Here is a 15,788-nt window from a genome sequence, read left to right on the forward strand (position 1 = left end):
TGTAAATGATACAATCCACACTCGTAAGCGGCAGTACCTGAGACTGACCGATACCATGTGAACAACTTGTGTCAGTTTTTATGTTACTCCTTTTGAACTTATAATGGAATTGCAATATAATTATTAAATGTTATGTCATTTGCGCATAAGGAGGCCTGACCATGTTTGAGGATTTGCTTGTCTATATTACGGTGGTGGAACAATCGAGCCTTAACAAAGCTTCTAAGCTGCTTAATCTGTCCCAGCCCGCTCTTTCCCGCAAAATCGCAAAGCTTGAGGAAGAACTGGGAGTCATGCTCTTCAACCGTAATGGCAAACGGCTGGAGCTCACCCGTACAGGACAGCTTGTCTATACGTATGCGGTTGAGCAAAGACAGCGGCATGTACAGTTTCTGGAGTCGATCTCCAGATACAAGGAAGCCGAACGGAGCGTCCTGACTCTTGGAGCAAGTCTGACCACCATACAGACCACTCTCCCCCCGCTGGTCGAGGCGCTTATGAATAAATATCCGAATACGGAGCTGAAGCTGGTTACAGGCAAAACCCATGAGATTGTATCCCACGTCCGGGATAAAAAGGTCGATTTCGGCGTTGTAGCTTCATCCATTGAAGAACAGGGACTGCTGTGCATTCCACTGTTTGAGGATCATCTTGAACTCGTCGTTCCCAGCCAGCATGAACTGCTTCAGGAGGATCTGATTACGATGGAGGATCTCAGCGGACAGCCGATGATTATATTCTCCAAAGGCACCTGGTACCGCAGAGTGATTGATGAGCTATTCGCCAGACATAACGTCATTCCAGACATTCGAATGGAGATCGATTCCTTTGAGGCCATTGTCCGCCTGCTGCCGACCTGCAAAGCAGCCGCTCTTTTGCCAAAATCATACCTCCGAACTCCTCTGCTTGATAAGAACGAAGTCGTGACCATTCCAATGAAGGAACTGGAACAGACCCGGAGAAGAACCTGTCTGATCTTCGGTCAGAAGACGGATCTGAATGCCGAGACACGCCAGTGGATCTCCGAGATGAAAAAAGCCCTCTCCAGTGCCCTGTCCATATAAGCCGGCTGACCAGCACTTGGGAGAGGGGGCTTATTTAGTCTCCTTGATTGACCGCTTCTTCAAACTCCTCGATGTTCTCGTTAGAACCTATAATCACCATAATATCGCCCGTTTGAACCTGGTCCATTGCCGTCGGAGCCACAATGCAGCCGTTCGGCTTTTGAATCGCCACGATGCTGCACCCAAAGCGGGCTCTCGGGTTAAGATCACTTAGCATTCGTCCATCCAAGGACGTCGGCACCTTCAATTCAACAATGCTGTAATCCTTCGACAGCTCGATATAATCGATCAGATTCGGATTCACAAGCTGATGGGCTACCCGTACTCCCATATCCCTCTCCGGATATACCACCTTGTCCACGCCCAGCTTCTCAAGAGCGCGTCCATGGAGCGTGGAGATTGCCTTGGATACCACCGTTCGGATTCCCATCTCTTTCAGCAGAATTGTTGCCATGATGCTCGTTTGGATATCATCGCCAATAGCTACAATGCCGCAGTCGAAATTACGAATTCCAAGAGATCTGAGCATCTCCTCATCCGTTGCATCGGCAACGACAGTATGGGTTAAAAAGCTGCCCATATTCGAGACGACCTCTTCGTTCCGGTCTACCCCTAATACCTCGTAGCCTTGTTCAATAAGCTCCATTGCAAGACTTGAACCGAAGCGGCCAAGTCCAATAACTACGAACTGTTGTGTCTTCATAGTACGCTGTATCTCCTTTTAACCAATAATCATTTTACCTTCCGGATGTCTGTACAGTTCTTTCTCCTTCTTAGGCCCAAGTGCATAGGCAAGCGTCAACAGCCCAAGTCTCCCTGCGAACATGGTTAGAGAGATCAGCACCTTGCCGATTACGGACAGCTTTGCTGTAAGCCCCATACTAAGACCCACGGTTCCGAACGCGGAAGTCGTCTCGAACAGAATACTCATGAAGCTTGCGTCCTCCGTAGCTGAGAGAATCATCGTTACCGTAATAATCAGGAACAAGGCGAACATTGTAACCGTGATGGCCTTATGGATACGCTCCTGCGCAAGGCGGTAACGGAACAGTACAAGCTCCCCTCTTCCACGGATCATGGCCAGAACCGCGCCAACCAGAATCGTAAAGGTTGTTGTCTTAATTCCTCCACCCGTGGAGCCTGGTGATGCCCCGATAAACATCAGGATAATGATAAAGAACTGGGTGGCCTGTCTTAAAGCTCCGATATCCAGCGTGTTGGCTCCAGCGGTCCTTGGAGTAACTGATTGGAACAGAGCACCCCATATTTTGCCCCCCCAGCCTAAAGGCGCCAGCGTCTTCGTATTCGTAAATTCAAAAACGAAAATCACCAGAGTACCTATCACAATAAGGGCTGCCGTCATAGAGAGCACGACCTTCGAATGAAGCGAGAGCTTCCATTTCTTCCGATTAGTACGGAAGCCGGTAAGATCAGAGATAACAACAAACCCGATTCCTCCGGATACGATCAGGAACATGGTGACCAAATTAACGACAGGATCATCCACGAATTGGGTCAGGCTCCGGTACTCACCAAATAAATCAAAACCCGCATTATTAAACATCGACACAGCATGGAAAATACCAAAGTATATAGCCCGTCCAATCGGCATATCAAAGGCCCAACGCACAGAGTAGACCAGCGCAGCGCACAATTCGATCAGCAGGGAATAGGTTAATACTTTCCGGATGAGCCGCACGATCCCCTCCATCGTATTCTGATTCATAGCCTCCTGAAGGAGTAGGCGGTCCTTCAAGGAAATTTTGCGTTTGAATACCATAGCGAACAAGGTAGCCATTGTCATAAATCCCAGTCCGCCCACCTGAATGAGCAGCATAATGACAACCTGTCCAAACCTGGTGAAATCAAGGCCGGTATCCCTGACGACTAGCCCTGTTACACAGGTTGCTGACGTTGAAGTGAACAGCGCATTAATGAATTCAAGCGATTTCCCGTTTGTATTAGAAATAGGGAGCATAAGGAGCAATGTGCCAAGCATAATAATAGCAGCAAAGCCCAGCACCAGGATTTGAGGCGGGGATAGCCTCGGTGTTCTAAACTTCAAAACATGCTCACCTCTTCATTAAGATTAGCAATTGTGTTATCTTTACTGTGGCTTAAGTTCATTTCATCTATTTACATATTAATATAAATCAAAGGAGTTTGCTCATGAAAGCTGAAAGGCCGAAACACAAGCTGCCATTTAACAACAAGACGTTATGGATCATGGCCGTCATTGGACTGGTTATTTTCCTGTACGTTCAAGTATTTCCCCTTACTTCCACAGACGGACTTCAACAGGAGCCTCCTGGCAAAATCATCAGCAAAGATAAGGCAATACAGGCAGCAGATCAATTCGCACAGACAACGCTCGGTCTTGACCACATAGACACAGGCGTGAAGCCTCTGGTCACTTACCAATCTAATTCTGAGTTCTATGGCTACTTAAGCAAGAAAAATCTACTTAGTACGTATAACAATAAATACGAGAAACGATTTCCCTATGATACTTACCGTGTCAGCTTCTCGAACCCTGCTTCATTTATCAAGCAGCTTGATGTAGATATACATATGACTACAGGTGATGTTGTCGGCTTTGAAGCCGTCCAGCTCTACTCCCGCAAAGACCGGGAGGTCATGCTGGATCAGAATCGAGCGGTCGCCTTGCAGACCTTGCAGCAGCTTGAAGGGAATCTTTCTCTTACAGACAAGCAAAATAAAGCGATCCCCTTTCTCGAAGCTTTGGGCTACAGAGCTCAAGAGCTGGATCTGGTCAGCGGCCAGAATGATTTGGGTCTAACATACCGGGTTAACAAATACACGATCGGTGATTCGCATGCTGAGCTGCGGTTCCAGTTCGAGTATGGCCAAGTCTCTTCCTTGGAGTCGGCCTTCAGCGTCCCTCAGTCTCACGTGGATTATGTAAATAAGCAGACTCGTCTCGCCAACTGGCTTTATTTTGGCGGATATACCCTGTTATCTTTTGTGCTGGGAATTCTCGCTATCATCTATAGTGCTAGGACTCGCCCGTATGCCTCCTTTGGAAGAGGTATCTTTCTGACTATACTCTACTTTGCAGTCAATATCTTCAGCGTCTTTAACCTGATGCCTGTCCTGCAATCCCAGAATATGTCCAAAGGGACGTTCACCATTCTTCTTGTCGTACAATTCCTGTTCACATTGATGGTTACCGCTTCAATCTATTTCTCCCTTGTAGGCGGAGATGGATTATGGCGCAAGCAAGGAATCAACATGTGGATGCGTGCGAATGAGCCTGGGTATGGAAGCCACGTTCTAAATTCAATGATTCGGGGTTATGCCTGGGCTTTGATCCTGCTGGGGGCCCAGTCCATTATATTTGTGCTGCTCGAAGGAACTATCCATTCCTGGTCCACAACCGATGCCACACAGTCAACCTACAATATGGTATACCCTTGGTTATTCCCTCTGGTAGCCTGGACTGCCGGCATTGGAGAAGAAGCTGTGTATCGATTGTTCGGCATTCCTATGCTGAAGAAAATATTCCGCAGCACCTGGATTGCCAGTCTGATCTCATCATTGATCTGGGCATTCGGCCATACTCTATATCCGATCTATCCCGTCTTCTCAAGACCGATCGAACTGGCCTTTATCGGCCTGCTGTTCAGCTTCATTTTCCTTCGCTCGGGTTATATCACCGTTCTCTTCGCTCATGTCATCTTTGACAGTGTTCTCATGGGGTTGAGCCTGATGATCATGGGGGATATCGGTAATATTCTGATAGGCGTTGTCTACATTCTGCTCCCTGCTGCAGTGGGTTCCCTGATCTATGTATTCAAGCGGCGGAAGCCCGGATCACCTGCGTTAGTCCTGGAAGATTAACTACTTTGGCAAATGGCAAATAGCAAATGGCAAATGAAAGGGTCATTCACCATAACTGCCCTTTCTGCCCGAGAGACGCTGCGCGAACGAACCATTCCTCCAATCGCTGTTGTCCCCAAATTCTCTGAATAATTCCTCAGCGGAATAAAATTTGGGGACAAAGGCGACCGCTGACGCTTTTCCGGAATCGCTTCGTTCTCCCCGCTGCTTCAGTCTTGGTCCAAGGCAAAGAATCAGAGCTGGATCTAGTTCATACCTCTCTATCCTCTTCATTGAAAAAGAGTGGGTGGCTCATCTGAAATCACTCTATATAAACCACAGTTAAAATGTTCACATTTGTGGGTACAATCGTAACTACGGGGAATGCTTGGACTTTCGGCCGCTGCCCGCCTCCAGATTTCTTGATTTATACCGCAGGGCGGATAAAATCCGGAGACAAAGCATATGCTTCCGATGCAGCTTTCTTTCAGAAAGCCAAAGTATATGCTTCCGATGCAGCTTTCTTTCAGAAAGCTTTTAGGCGATCGCTTTCGCTCCTACAGTTCCAAGCTTCCCCTCCGTTACGCCTTACCCTCAAGTCAATTTTTAACTGCGTCTTATATAGACACTATAAATTTCAAAAAAGAACCAGGCCACCCAAGGAGGAATCCTCAGGTGGCCTGGTTTCATTTCTTATAGATTATCTTCATTTGTACTAACCTAATAATTACTGAGTTCTGCTCTCATCCTCATCACGAAGAGCAGCTATAATCTGTCTGGCAAGCTTATCACCTATGGATAATGGCCGAAAGTCTTCAATCGAAGCTTCTTTGATCTTCTTAAGGGAACCGAAATGCTTGAGCAACGCCTTTCTTCGCTTCTCGCCAATTCCCGGAATCGAGTCCAGACGCGAAGTGACCATCGACTTGCCGCGCTGCTCCCGGTGGAAGCTGATCGCAAAGCGGTGAACCTCATCCTGAATACGCTGCAGAAGATAGAACTCCTGGCTGTCTCTGGGAAGATTGACCGGTTCAGCCGGATCTCCAATCATAAGCTGAGCTGTCTTGTGCTTCGTATCCTTCACCAGACCGCCTACAGGAACAAATAGCCCAAGCTCATTCTCCAAAACATCAATGGCAGCAGAGATTTGCCCCTTACCTCCATCGACCACAATCAGATCAGGGAGCGGCAGGTTCTCTTTGAGCACCCGCTCATACCGCCTGCGAATGACTTCGCGCATCGTCTCGTAGTCATCCGGTCCTTGTACGGTCCGTACTTTATATTTCCGGTATTCCTTCTTGTCTGGCTTACCGTCGGTGAAGACCACCATAGCCGATACCGGATTGGCGCCTTGAATGTTGGAGTTATCGAACGCCTCGATACGCCGTAGGGATGACAGACCGATCCAGTTCCCCAGACTTTCCGATGCTTTAGATGTGCGCTCTTCATTACGTTCAATCAATTGGAACTTCTCGTTCAAGGCTACCCGAGCGTTCTCGACTCCCATCAGGACCATTTGGCGTTTCAGACCGCGCTGAGGCACATAGACTTTAATTCCAAGCCACTGCTGCAGTGAAGCAGCCCCGCTAACAGCATCCGTCAGTCCGGAAGCGGCCCGTTCGGCTGAGTCGGAATCCACATTCTTCGTACTCGGTTTATCGTCAGCCTCCTGTCCGGCCGATCCTTCCCGATCCATTGTGGATTCCTCATCGCCGGCCGCATCCTCTTCCGAAATTTTTGCTGCAAGCGCTTCGGCAGAGAGGAACAGGGGTTTGGCCTCACCTTCTTGGGATATATCATTATTAGCTGCGGTCAACGTGCCTTGCGTCTCACCTGCTTCGCCGCCAGCCTGCCTAGGTTCTTCCCGCTCTTCGCTCTCTTCCATACCCGGCAGCAGAATTTCCTGTGGCAGAGCGGGATTATCGCTGTAGTACTGAGTTACAAAGGAGAGGAAGTCAGAGTAAGCATCTCCATAGAACGGAAATATGGAAGCATGGCGCTCAATCATTTTGCCCTGGCGCATATACAGGATCTGTACACACATCCAGCCTTTATCCACTGCGAATCCGAAGACGTCGCGGTCTCTTGAATCGGCCATGGAAATCTTCTGCTTCTCCATTAGCGCGTCGATGTTAATGATCTGATCACGCAGCTCTTTGGCTCGCTCGAAATACAGATCCTCCGCTGCCTCTTCCATTTTGCGCCGAAGCTCATTCTTGATCTCTTCATGTCCACCGCTCAGAAACCGTGTAATTTCCTGGGAAATCTCGTCATAAGATGTCTGGGGAACTTCCTGTACACAAGGGGCCATACACTGTCCCATATGATAATACAGGCATACTTCCTTCGGCATGACATTACATTTCCGGAGTGGATACATCCGGTCCAGCAGCTTCTTGGTCTGTTGTGCCGCGTATCCATTTGGATAGGGACCGAAGTACTTCGCTTTATCCTTCAAAATCCGCCGGGTTACTTCCAGACGCGGATGTTCTTCATTCGTAATTTTTATATACGGAAAAGTCTTGTCGTCCTTCAGCAGCACGTTATAGCGCGGCATATGCTTCTTGATCAGGTTGCACTCCAGAATGAGTGCTTCCATATTGCTTGCAGTTACGATATATTCGAAATCACGTATCTCGGTTACAAGGCGCTGGGTCTTCCCGTCATGGCTGCCTCTGAAGTAGGAGCGGACACGGTTCTTCAGCACTTTGGCTTTACCGACATAGATGATGGTACCTTCTTTGTTCTTCATTAAATAACAGCCGGGAAGGTCTGGAAGCAGAGCCAGCTTGTGGTTAATCGCTTCCAGCGCTTTCTCCTGCTCGTTCCATTCCTGGATGAATTCGTCCACGCAATTCTCTCCTCTCCGCGTGAAAATCCTGAATTGGCGGGATGGACCTTACCTTACTTGCCCCAATCAAACGAAAGAAAACGCCTCCGGGGTAATACCGGAGGCGTCTGGCTTACAAGAACAGATTACTGATGCTTTGCAAGCAGATTCTTGAGTGATTCTTTGGAGTTCAGACCGACAACTTTATCGACCGGCTGGCCGTCTTTGAAGAAGATCAATGTCGGAATGCTCATCACGCCGAAACGGGAAGCCGATTCAGGATTCTCGTCCACATTCACTTTTGCAATCTTAACGTCAACTTCACTTGCCAGTTCATCCAGAATTGGAGCCAGCATTTTGCAAGGTCCGCACCATGGCGCCCAGAAATCAACAAGAACAGTTCCCTGTCCTTCTACTTCAGTACTGAAGGATTGGTCCGAAACATTTACGATAGCCATGTATATCTCCTCCTTATGTTTTAGAACATAATATGTTGTAGATAAAATCAGTCCCCTGAATGGAATTAAAGGTATGATGAGTGCCTTAGTCCTTCCATATAGCGACAATTTAAGTATACCACATTTTTTTAGTAAATGGGAAACAGTAAGAGCCTGTTGTTCTTTACAAATGTTTTGGCGTTTGGTTATACTAATAATAACCCAAAACGGTTTTGTCTATGACTATTTTTATGGATTAATTTTGACGAGGAGGCCCCGGCACCATGGAGACCCCAATTCGCGTGAATGACCCGCGGCAGCATATTAACGAAGAACCCCGTAATGACTTTGGCGATCTCATGTTTGGTTTTACAGGCATGTTCGCGCTGATGTTTGTAATTTTCTTCGGCATGGTTATTTGGAAGTTCATTGCCAGCTAAGGCCCTACCACTGAATATTGACATTATTTATGAAGAATAAGCGAACACCTTCCACGTTATATACGTCAGGAAGGTGTTTGTTATTTTACGGAAAGATATGAATCACTGTTCTCGTATATCCCCAGGGCTCTCTAAATAATTACCCACGTGGTGCCGCCATCCTCTGTCTTAAGGAGCCTTGAATGCTCCCTGCCTGCTGATGCAAGCAGCATCCAGCCGTGACGAGCATCGGTGAACTGGAGATCCATCATTTCCGGAAAAGAAGCCAGAGACTTGGTGAATTCCGAATTCACCTTCAGCACCTGCCAACTCTTGCCCCCGTTCACGGTAGCTTTAAGCTCCGTTCCATTCCAGAACCACCCCTGGTCTGGAGATACGAAGACGGGTCCTGAATCCATTGCATTGCTGCTCTCAGGGATGTTCTGTTCAAATGGAATGTAGGCCCAGCTTTCTCCGCCATCCGTTGTACGGAACCCGCCAACATCATAGGCATTATTCTTATGAATAGAGAGCGGCATCCAGCCTTGCAGACGGTTCGTCCCGAAAAATTCAGGAGCCGCGGTAATTTGAGGATTCCCGTTCCAGTTCGCTTTCTGCGACAGGTCTACAAGCTTCCAAGTCACTCCGCCATCCCGGGTACGGACCAGGTGAGGAGTTCCCTCACGGGATTGCATAGGCGCCCATCCATTCTTGGCATCACGGAAGGATACCCCGTATCCGGTGAAGCCGTACTGGGGCATCAATCCTTTCTTTGCCTCCTCTTCTTTTGAAAGGCTTGCCTCTGAGTTATCCATTACCTTCTTCCAGGTTGCCCCGCCATTCGCAGTCTTATAGAAGGCTTTACCCGAGTGTCCCATAGCGGCATCACTCTCGATCAGCAGGTATCCCTGTGTAGATGAGATAAAGGCTGTCTCTGCGTTAATCGCATATGGAAGCGAGGGACCGCTTGACCAAGTCTTCCCCCCATCCTTGGAATAGACGACTTTGCGAGTTCCGTCATTTTGAGATGGAAGCAGAAGCAAATGACGTTCATCCGAGGCCGTAAAAGTGCTGTTATCCATATCCATAGCTGCTATCGCAGGAGTGGGACTGATATCCGTCCAGGTCTTCCCTGCATCATCGGAACGATACACCCGAAGCGACCCCTTCGCGGCCTTTCCCCATGTGAAGACGGTCCGGTCCCCAACAAGCTTGAAGCCGGTAAGCAGCGCCTGAATTTGTGCAGATTTAGCTCCCTTTGCACTTGGATGATCGGCCGCTGTGGTCTTGTTTCCGCCGGACTCTGAACTGCTCTCTCCTGTGCCTTGATCAGTGCTTTGTTCCGGGCTCTGCTTCACGTCCCCCGCACCCTGGCCCGTGCTCTGACCTGATCTTTGGCCAGCAGCGCCGGTCCCCTGATTACTTTTGGTATTCTGAGCCGTGGTGCTTACGCCGTTGTTAGAATCTCCAGCGCCCGAGCATCCAGCAGCTGTTACAGCCATCGACAGTGTGAGCAGCATATACATCCATTTCAAATTCAACTTCATATCAAGTACCTCCTAAATGTCATGTGGGGTCCCTATTCGATCTCCTTATACATTCCAAACGTGCTCGAACTCTGAAATGTTCCCCCATTATAGCGGCACTGAATTTAGGGTGCGTGTCATTATTGTAAGATTACACCAAAAAAGGCCTGCCTACTCCCTGCAGGGAGCACGACAGACCTTAGTACACATCATCATTTGGTGGATTAAAAAAGTATTACAATACTTACATAATTCATTTATTCCGGCTTCCCCGTTTGTTCGTTCCATTCACAGCTACAACATCAACAAATGGAGCAATCCGGTCCATAAGCCGCTGACCTTTATGGGCCTCTTCTCCATCCTTGCTTGTGAAGCTTAAGTGCTTCTCCAGAGCCTTTAGATCATAATTCGAGGTGTAAAAAGTAGGCTTGCGGTTCATACGGTAATTCAGGATCGCGCCCATTACGTGATCGCGGACCCAAGGATTCAGATTCTCTGCTCCAATATCATCAAAGATCAGCAAATCGGCTTCCTTCATAATCTCTACCGTTTCCTTCAGCTTCTGACTGTCTTGAAGCATAGACTTCAGATCTTCCACAAATTCAGGCATGTAGACAATGACGCCCGAATGTCCTGCCTTGGCTAGTTCATGCAGCAGATACGTCATCAGGAATGTCTTGCCTGTTCCAAAATGGCCAACAAGATACAACCCATGCGGAGACAGACCGTTCTCTCTGGTCTCGTTAATATACCGGAACACTTGTGCAACCGCAGGCGAACGCATGCTGTCCTTGGACATGATCTCTACCATGTCATAGCCTTCCTGCAGGGCCCGTTCATCCACATAGAAGCTGTGAATCCGCTTCTTGACCTCAAGCTCCCGTTCCCGTGCAAGATGCTTGGAACAAGGAACCTGTCTGTCGTACAGCTGGGGTCTTCCTGTCACGGTCTCCACCGTAAGCCGGGTGAAATGCCCCTGAAAATCATTGGGACACATATCCAGACCAGGACAAGCGCCGCAGTGCCGGTTGTCATTGACATATTGGTATAGCTTGCTGAGGTTCAGTGTAAGCTGATCCTCACTGATTTCGGGATGACGGGAACGCAGTTCTTCAATAAGCGGATCATTAAGCAAATTGTTCAGGATTTGCTCCGAACGCTGCCGAAACTGCGGACTTTTCATTTGCTGAAGCATTTCCCCCAAAGACTCCATTCACTCACTCACCTTCATTCTGTTCCATTCTTAATTTCCGTTGTTCTTGCTCGCCTGCATCATTTCCGCCATCTTGATCAATTCAGCAAATTCTTCTTCCGATACACCGCCGTCCTGATCAGCTCCGGCACTTTGCACAATGGGGATGTCCGGCTTTAACTTGGCACTCCTACTGGAGTAAGATCGTGTCCGGCCCGCTGAGGCACCTGCCGCAGCTGTCTCGTTCTTGACCTTCACTTTAGCTTGTTCCCGGATATAATGTACTGCCTTCTCATAGGTATTGACCTGTTTCATCAACATATTGGAGGCAATCGCGTTCACAAAGTTACGGTTGATTCGCTGTTCGCCACCCGAAGTCAGAAGAGCCATTAAGTAATGAATCAGTACGTTGATAACTTCACTCGGCAGCTTATAATTGTGATCAATGTTCTCGAAGATATCCAGCAAATTATCAGGTATAGCACCAGGGAAAAAAGTCTTAAGCAGCCTTGTATAAGGCTCATTCCGCAGCATCATATTATATTGGTGAATATCGCATTTCTCCATGAATTGAGGCGGCACCTCAACATAGAATTCCATCTGCACCGCATGCTCCAGCGGAGCCTCGTTCGTCTCTGCATGTTCCTGCTGTCTAAGGGAGATCACCTTACCGCCCTGAACCTGACGCTCTTCCTTGCGTTTCTTCCCCTGCCTGAAAGAAAGGTTGGCCTTGTGTTCAAGCTCATCCTGCAGGATACCGCCATCCGGGCCAAATACACCATCTTCATCTAACAGCCGGCATAGATCCTGAACGGATAAATCATATTTGCGAGCCACGTAATTCACGGTGCCCAGCTGTTCTGTATTATAGCGAAGCCCCTCAACATAAGACCGGTTAGCCGAATTGCGCGGAAAGCGCAGAATAATATCCGCGTAATTGAATCCATCCTCCTCAGCCAGCCTAAGACCAGGCTGTCTGGAAATAGATACCTCGGCGATGGCCTGCTCAAGCTCATAATCGATCGAATGGGCATTCAGCTCGAAGATCTCATAGAAAGGAACCGAAATATTCTCCTTGTTCATGGAACGCCCGGGGAAATCTCCATTCTCCTTACTCCACAGCTGTTCCTGAAGAGAGAGCACAGCAAATTTGCCAATCTTGTCTCTAAGCAAAAGCGTCAAATGCTGGGTCTTGAAGAAATCTGCTGGTGATAGAGGGGCTTGAAGTTCGTATTCATATAAATAATCATCATTCTCGGGCAAATAAATCCGGCTGGTCTGCAGCAGACCGACAGCTTCCAGCTTGGACGTCAGTTCAACCAGGAACTTTCTGCCCTTCTCGCTTGGTTCAAGTCCAAGTGTGAGAAATAAGCGTCGCTGCTGCTCTACCGAGGAGTAGCCGACTTTCTCCAGCGGAATCTGCTGAACCAGAAGATGATATAGTGAAATCGCAAAAGCGCCTACCATTGGCTGGTAGACTTGACTTAGCATAGTACCGTCTACGGTGCCAAGACCGAAATCGCGATATACGCAGAATGAGTGATTCTCTGTGAAATGATGTAAATTATTAATGCGCATAACTTATCGCTCCTTCCATGGCGAAATGTAGACTTTATCTATTCTAGCATAAATCTTTCTGACCGGAATCGTTAAAAGATTACAAAATTCGCCGATATTGGCTGATTACAAGCGAGCGTATAATAGCTTACGTCACTTTTGCCAATTATTCAGACTTGTGCAATTCCAGATAAGTATCATCGATAAAAGCGCGAGCTCTATTATGTGGAAAATCCTTGACCTTCTCGCGCGCCCGCGCGGATAGTTCCCTGGCTTCTCTAATCTGCCCTTTGGCAGCGTACAGCCTCGCCATATAAGCATCCGCAGCATACAAATACGATTTATCCGAGGGATGGTAGGCGGTCTCCGGCATGACAACCCGGCTGAATGCGTCAAGCGCTGCTTCCGCCTGGCCCGTGTTATAGTAATAGACTCCCAGCTCCCGCCAATATACAGCACTCTTCTTCTGCTGAATCCGGGCAACGTTCTCAATATGTGCGAGCGCTTCTTCATAACGCCCCTCGCGATTCATGACCCTGGCTTCCGCGATTTCAATATAAGCCAGATTATCCTGATTCCCGGTAAATTCCGCGAATACCCTTGCCTTGTTCCTATACTCGGCTGCTTTGTCCTTCTCGCCGCTTTCATAGAATTCATTGCTTAAGATACGCAGAAAATGGTCTGTCATATAGTACACTTCCTGCTCCTTGGACAAATCGAGCGCAGCGAGCATGGCGTCCCTGCTCTCCTTGTTGAGCCCCAAGGCGGATAAGGAGACCGCCTCCGCGTAGTAAAGATCCAGCTCAAAGATCACGTCTCTACCAATCTTCTTGTGCTCATATTCCCGTCTAACCTCCCGAATCAGATCCAGCGAGGAACCATATTTCGCCTGGGCAAAGAGATGCGCGTAATTCAGATACTTGGCCTTGGCGCTCTCCACATATAATCCGAACCGTTTATAGATCTCCACGGCCCGCTGAACCGCCTCTTCGCCGCCCCGATGAACGGTATGAAAGCAAGCCTCTGCATAAAATTCCATGATCCGTGCCACATCAATGGTCATAGGAAGCTTCGTGTCCAGCAGCGGCTCTACCTTACGCACGACTTCCTCGTAAGACTTCCTCTTGCTGTCCATCTCAATCTCCCGGACCAATTCAGTAATCCCATGCTCGTCTTCCTCACCCAGGAAATACCCTGCGTCCTCGCCGAGCTTCTCAGCCAAATATTGAAGTGTCCTCATCGAAGGCAGCGCCTTGCCATTCTCAATCTGACTGAGCATACTCTTCGTCATATGCTCCCCGGCAAGATCCGTCTGTGTCATACCGTGCTGCTTGCGCAGTTGCTTGATACGTTCACCGATTATCGTCATATCCGTTCATCCTTATCTTGTTTATAAGTCCAAGTATAGCGCAAGATGAGCCGTATGGGAAAGTGGAATCAGGGGAGTGTAAAGTTAAATATAAATTAACTTTATGATTGAAATGAGGAAATTACTAGCATACAATAAGTTTAATTATATTTAACTTTGTAACAAAGGAGTGCGATAAATGACGGACGGAGCCGCCTTACCGACACAGGATTCCCGTAATATTCTTCTGATGTTCTCAGGCAAGCTTGTCTCCTTGCTCGGAGCAAGCATGTACACCTTCATTTGTGGTTTATACATTCTCAAATTAACTGGCTCAGGCAGCCAATTTGCGGTCACCCTGATCTGCGGGATGCTGCCGCGGATTATCCTTGGTCCATTTGCTGGTGTGCTCGCGGACCGGTTGGACCGCCGTAAGCTGATTATTGGAGCGGATTTGGCAAGCGTGGCCGTGATGCTGGCCGGGTTGGTGGCTGTTGCCCTTGATGGATCCTCTGCGATATGGATCTATGCCACACTGATCATGCTGTCGGTATGTTCTACCTTTTACAGCATTAGCCTCACTTCCTCACTCCTTGTGCTGGTGGAGGAGAGCAGCATTCAGAAGGCTGGCTCACTGAATCAGATGGCGACTTCGATCGGTAATATTCTTGGTCCGGTATGCGGAGGATTCCTGTATGCTTTCGTATCCCTGGACACTTTTATGCTGATGAATGGTCTTGGATTTCTCGTTTCATCCCTCATGGGCTTCGCGCTTAAGTTTCGTAGTTCTGCGGTTCCAGGCACTGTACCGGCTGAACCATCTGCTGGCACAAAGGCACCCGGCGGTTCTGTCCTCAGGCAGCTGTTTGGCAGCTTATCCGAAGGCTTCATCTACGTCAGACAGCGGCGTTTCCTATGGTCTCTTCTGCTTATTTGCTTCTGGATTAACTTCTTCTCCAGCGCGCTCGGAGTTACTCTTCCCTACATTATGGTTCATTCGCTTGGGATGGAATCCAGGGAATATGGCGTGGTTGAAGCCTCACTTGCGGTCGGCATGCTGGCTATGGCAAGCGTTCTCTCTATCCGTAAAAGCACCCATCACCCTCTTAAGCCACTGCTGAGCGGGCTGATTATCCTGGCCTGCCTAATTGCCGCCATGTCGCTTCCGTACATTCCTATCTTTAGCAAGCCATCCGCTTACTTGTTCTATATCGCTCTTATGGCTGCTATAGGGATTGTTATTATTTCAATTAATATCCCTCTGCAAATCCTGTTTCAGACTACAATTGATCCAGAATATCGGGGGCGGGTATTCGGGATTGTTGAGACTATGGCTGGAGCGATTGCTCCGCTCGGCACGGTGCTGTTTGGGGTTCTGCTGGACTTTCTCCCAACCTACTACCTGCCTGTCTTCTCTGGAATCTCGCTGCTTATCGTGACACTGATCGGCGGTCGTACTCTGCGGCGCGAATACCAGTCTGGACCTGAAGGTAACGCTGAACATTCCTCAATCTCCGTATCTGCCTAAATTAACCGTGGGCACCGCTTGGAAGAGGGGGATGCGGGAGGAAAAAA

At 48.5% G+C, this 15,788-nt stretch carries 13 protein-coding genes; 4 read left to right on the top strand and 9 right to left on the bottom strand.

Features of this window, described 5'->3' with window-relative positions; genetic code table 11:
• Positions 1-161 precede the first annotated feature (161 nt).
• A complete protein-coding gene (locus ACRRNK_RS17710; protein ID WP_433943996.1) occupies positions 162-1,064 on the top strand; it encodes a LysR family transcriptional regulator in 903 nt (300 codons plus the stop codon).
• 34 nt (positions 1,065-1,098) lie between these two features.
• Here ACRRNK_RS17710 and ACRRNK_RS17715 read toward each other — a convergent pair whose 3' ends face one another.
• Together ACRRNK_RS17715 and ACRRNK_RS17720 are read right to left on the bottom strand one after the other, a co-directional pair.
• Positions 1,099-1,767, bottom strand: coding sequence for a potassium channel family protein (locus ACRRNK_RS17715; protein ID WP_433943997.1), 669 nt, complete (start codon positions 1,765-1,767; stop codon positions 1,099-1,101).
• 18 nt (positions 1,768-1,785) lie between these two features.
• Positions 1,786-3,129 carry a TrkH family potassium uptake protein gene (locus ACRRNK_RS17720; RefSeq protein ID WP_433943998.1) on the bottom strand — a complete coding sequence of 448 codons (1,344 nt, stop codon included), beginning with the start codon at positions 3,127-3,129 and terminating at the stop codon, positions 1,786-1,788.
• Between the two features lie 104 nt (positions 3,130-3,233).
• On the opposite strand from ACRRNK_RS17720, the gene ACRRNK_RS17725 reads away from it, so the two are divergent.
• Entirely contained in the window at positions 3,234-4,925 is a 1,692-nt protein-coding gene (locus ACRRNK_RS17725; protein ID WP_433943999.1) for a CPBP family intramembrane glutamic endopeptidase, read from the top strand.
• A 42-nt stretch (positions 4,926-4,967) separates the two neighbouring features.
• On the opposite strand, the gene ACRRNK_RS17730 is transcribed toward ACRRNK_RS17725, so the two are convergent.
• From ACRRNK_RS17730 to trxA, 3 genes are all read right to left on the bottom strand, one after another.
• A complete protein-coding gene (locus ACRRNK_RS17730; RefSeq protein WP_433944000.1) occupies positions 4,968-5,198 on the bottom strand; it encodes a hypothetical protein in 231 nt (76 codons plus the stop codon).
• Between the two features lie 433 nt (positions 5,199-5,631).
• Complete coding sequence (gene uvrC, locus ACRRNK_RS17735; RefSeq protein WP_433944001.1) at positions 5,632-7,755, bottom strand: excinuclease ABC subunit UvrC; 2,124 nt, start codon at positions 7,753-7,755, stop codon at positions 5,632-5,634.
• Between the two features lie 125 nt (positions 7,756-7,880).
• Positions 7,881-8,192, bottom strand: a complete 312-nt coding sequence (gene trxA, locus ACRRNK_RS17740) for a thioredoxin (protein WP_251376098.1) — start codon at positions 8,190-8,192, stop codon at positions 7,881-7,883.
• Positions 8,193-8,455: 263 nt separating this feature from the next.
• On the opposite strand from trxA, the gene ACRRNK_RS17745 reads away from it, so the two are divergent.
• The gene (locus ACRRNK_RS17745) at positions 8,456-8,611 is read left to right on the top strand and encodes a YqzM family protein (RefSeq protein ID WP_127200150.1); all 156 of its coding nucleotides are present in this window, start codon (positions 8,456-8,458) and stop codon (positions 8,609-8,611) included.
• A 131-nt stretch (positions 8,612-8,742) separates the two neighbouring features.
• On the opposite strand, the gene ACRRNK_RS17750 is transcribed toward ACRRNK_RS17745, so the two are convergent.
• From ACRRNK_RS17750 to ACRRNK_RS17765, 4 genes are all read right to left on the bottom strand, one after another.
• Positions 8,743-10,137, bottom strand: coding sequence for a VPS10 domain-containing protein (locus tag ACRRNK_RS17750; protein ID WP_433944002.1), 1,395 nt, complete (start codon positions 10,135-10,137; stop codon positions 8,743-8,745).
• A gap of 232 nt (positions 10,138-10,369) precedes the next feature.
• Entirely contained in the window at positions 10,370-11,329 is a 960-nt protein-coding gene (gene dnaI / locus ACRRNK_RS17755) for a primosomal protein DnaI (protein ID WP_433944003.1), read from the bottom strand.
• Between the two features lie 30 nt (positions 11,330-11,359).
• Positions 11,360-12,886 carry a helicase DnaB gene (locus ACRRNK_RS17760; RefSeq protein WP_433944004.1) on the bottom strand — a complete coding sequence of 509 codons (1,527 nt, stop codon included), beginning with the start codon at positions 12,884-12,886 and terminating at the stop codon, positions 11,360-11,362.
• Between the two features lie 145 nt (positions 12,887-13,031).
• Positions 13,032-14,234 (bottom strand): helix-turn-helix domain-containing protein, encoded by a 1,203-nt coding sequence (locus ACRRNK_RS17765; protein WP_433944005.1) that lies wholly within the window; start codon positions 14,232-14,234, stop codon positions 13,032-13,034.
• Positions 14,235-14,412: 178 nt separating this feature from the next.
• Between ACRRNK_RS17765 and ACRRNK_RS17770 the strand changes: the two genes are divergently transcribed.
• Positions 14,413-15,741 (top strand): MFS transporter, encoded by a 1,329-nt coding sequence (locus ACRRNK_RS17770; protein WP_433944006.1) that lies wholly within the window; start codon positions 14,413-14,415, stop codon positions 15,739-15,741.
• The last annotated feature ends 47 nt before the right edge of the window (positions 15,742-15,788 follow it).

This window comes from Paenibacillus sp. SN-8-1 (assembly GCF_050995535.1).
In the GTDB taxonomy this organism is placed as follows: domain Bacteria; phylum Bacillota; class Bacilli; order Paenibacillales; family Paenibacillaceae; genus Fontibacillus.

Coding starts and splice junctions, on each gene's coding strand:
- ACRRNK_RS17710 (WP_433943996.1), top strand. CDS start 162: ATGTTTGAGGATTTGCTTGTCTATATTACGGTGGTGGAACAATCGAGC.
- ACRRNK_RS17715 (WP_433943997.1), bottom strand. CDS start 1,767: ATGAAGACACAACAGTTCGTAGTTATTGGACTTGGCCGCTTCGGTTCA.
- ACRRNK_RS17725 (WP_433943999.1), top strand. CDS start 3,234: ATGAAAGCTGAAAGGCCGAAACACAAGCTGCCATTTAACAACAAGACG.
- ACRRNK_RS17730 (WP_433944000.1), bottom strand. CDS start 5,198: ATGAAGAGGATAGAGAGGTATGAACTAGATCCAGCTCTGATTCTTTGC.
- trxA (WP_251376098.1), bottom strand. CDS start 8,192: ATGGCTATCGTAAATGTTTCGGACCAATCCTTCAGTACTGAAGTAGAA.
- ACRRNK_RS17745 (WP_127200150.1), top strand. CDS start 8,456: ATGGAGACCCCAATTCGCGTGAATGACCCGCGGCAGCATATTAACGAA.
- ACRRNK_RS17750 (WP_433944002.1), bottom strand. CDS start 10,137: ATGAAGTTGAATTTGAAATGGATGTATATGCTGCTCACACTGTCGATG.
- dnaI (WP_433944003.1), bottom strand. CDS start 11,329: ATGGAGTCTTTGGGGGAAATGCTTCAGCAAATGAAAAGTCCGCAGTTT.
- ACRRNK_RS17760 (WP_433944004.1), bottom strand. CDS start 12,886: ATGCGCATTAATAATTTACATCATTTCACAGAGAATCACTCATTCTGC.
- ACRRNK_RS17765 (WP_433944005.1), bottom strand. CDS start 14,234: ATGACGATAATCGGTGAACGTATCAAGCAACTGCGCAAGCAGCACGGT.
- ACRRNK_RS17770 (WP_433944006.1), top strand. CDS start 14,413: ATGACGGACGGAGCCGCCTTACCGACACAGGATTCCCGTAATATTCTT.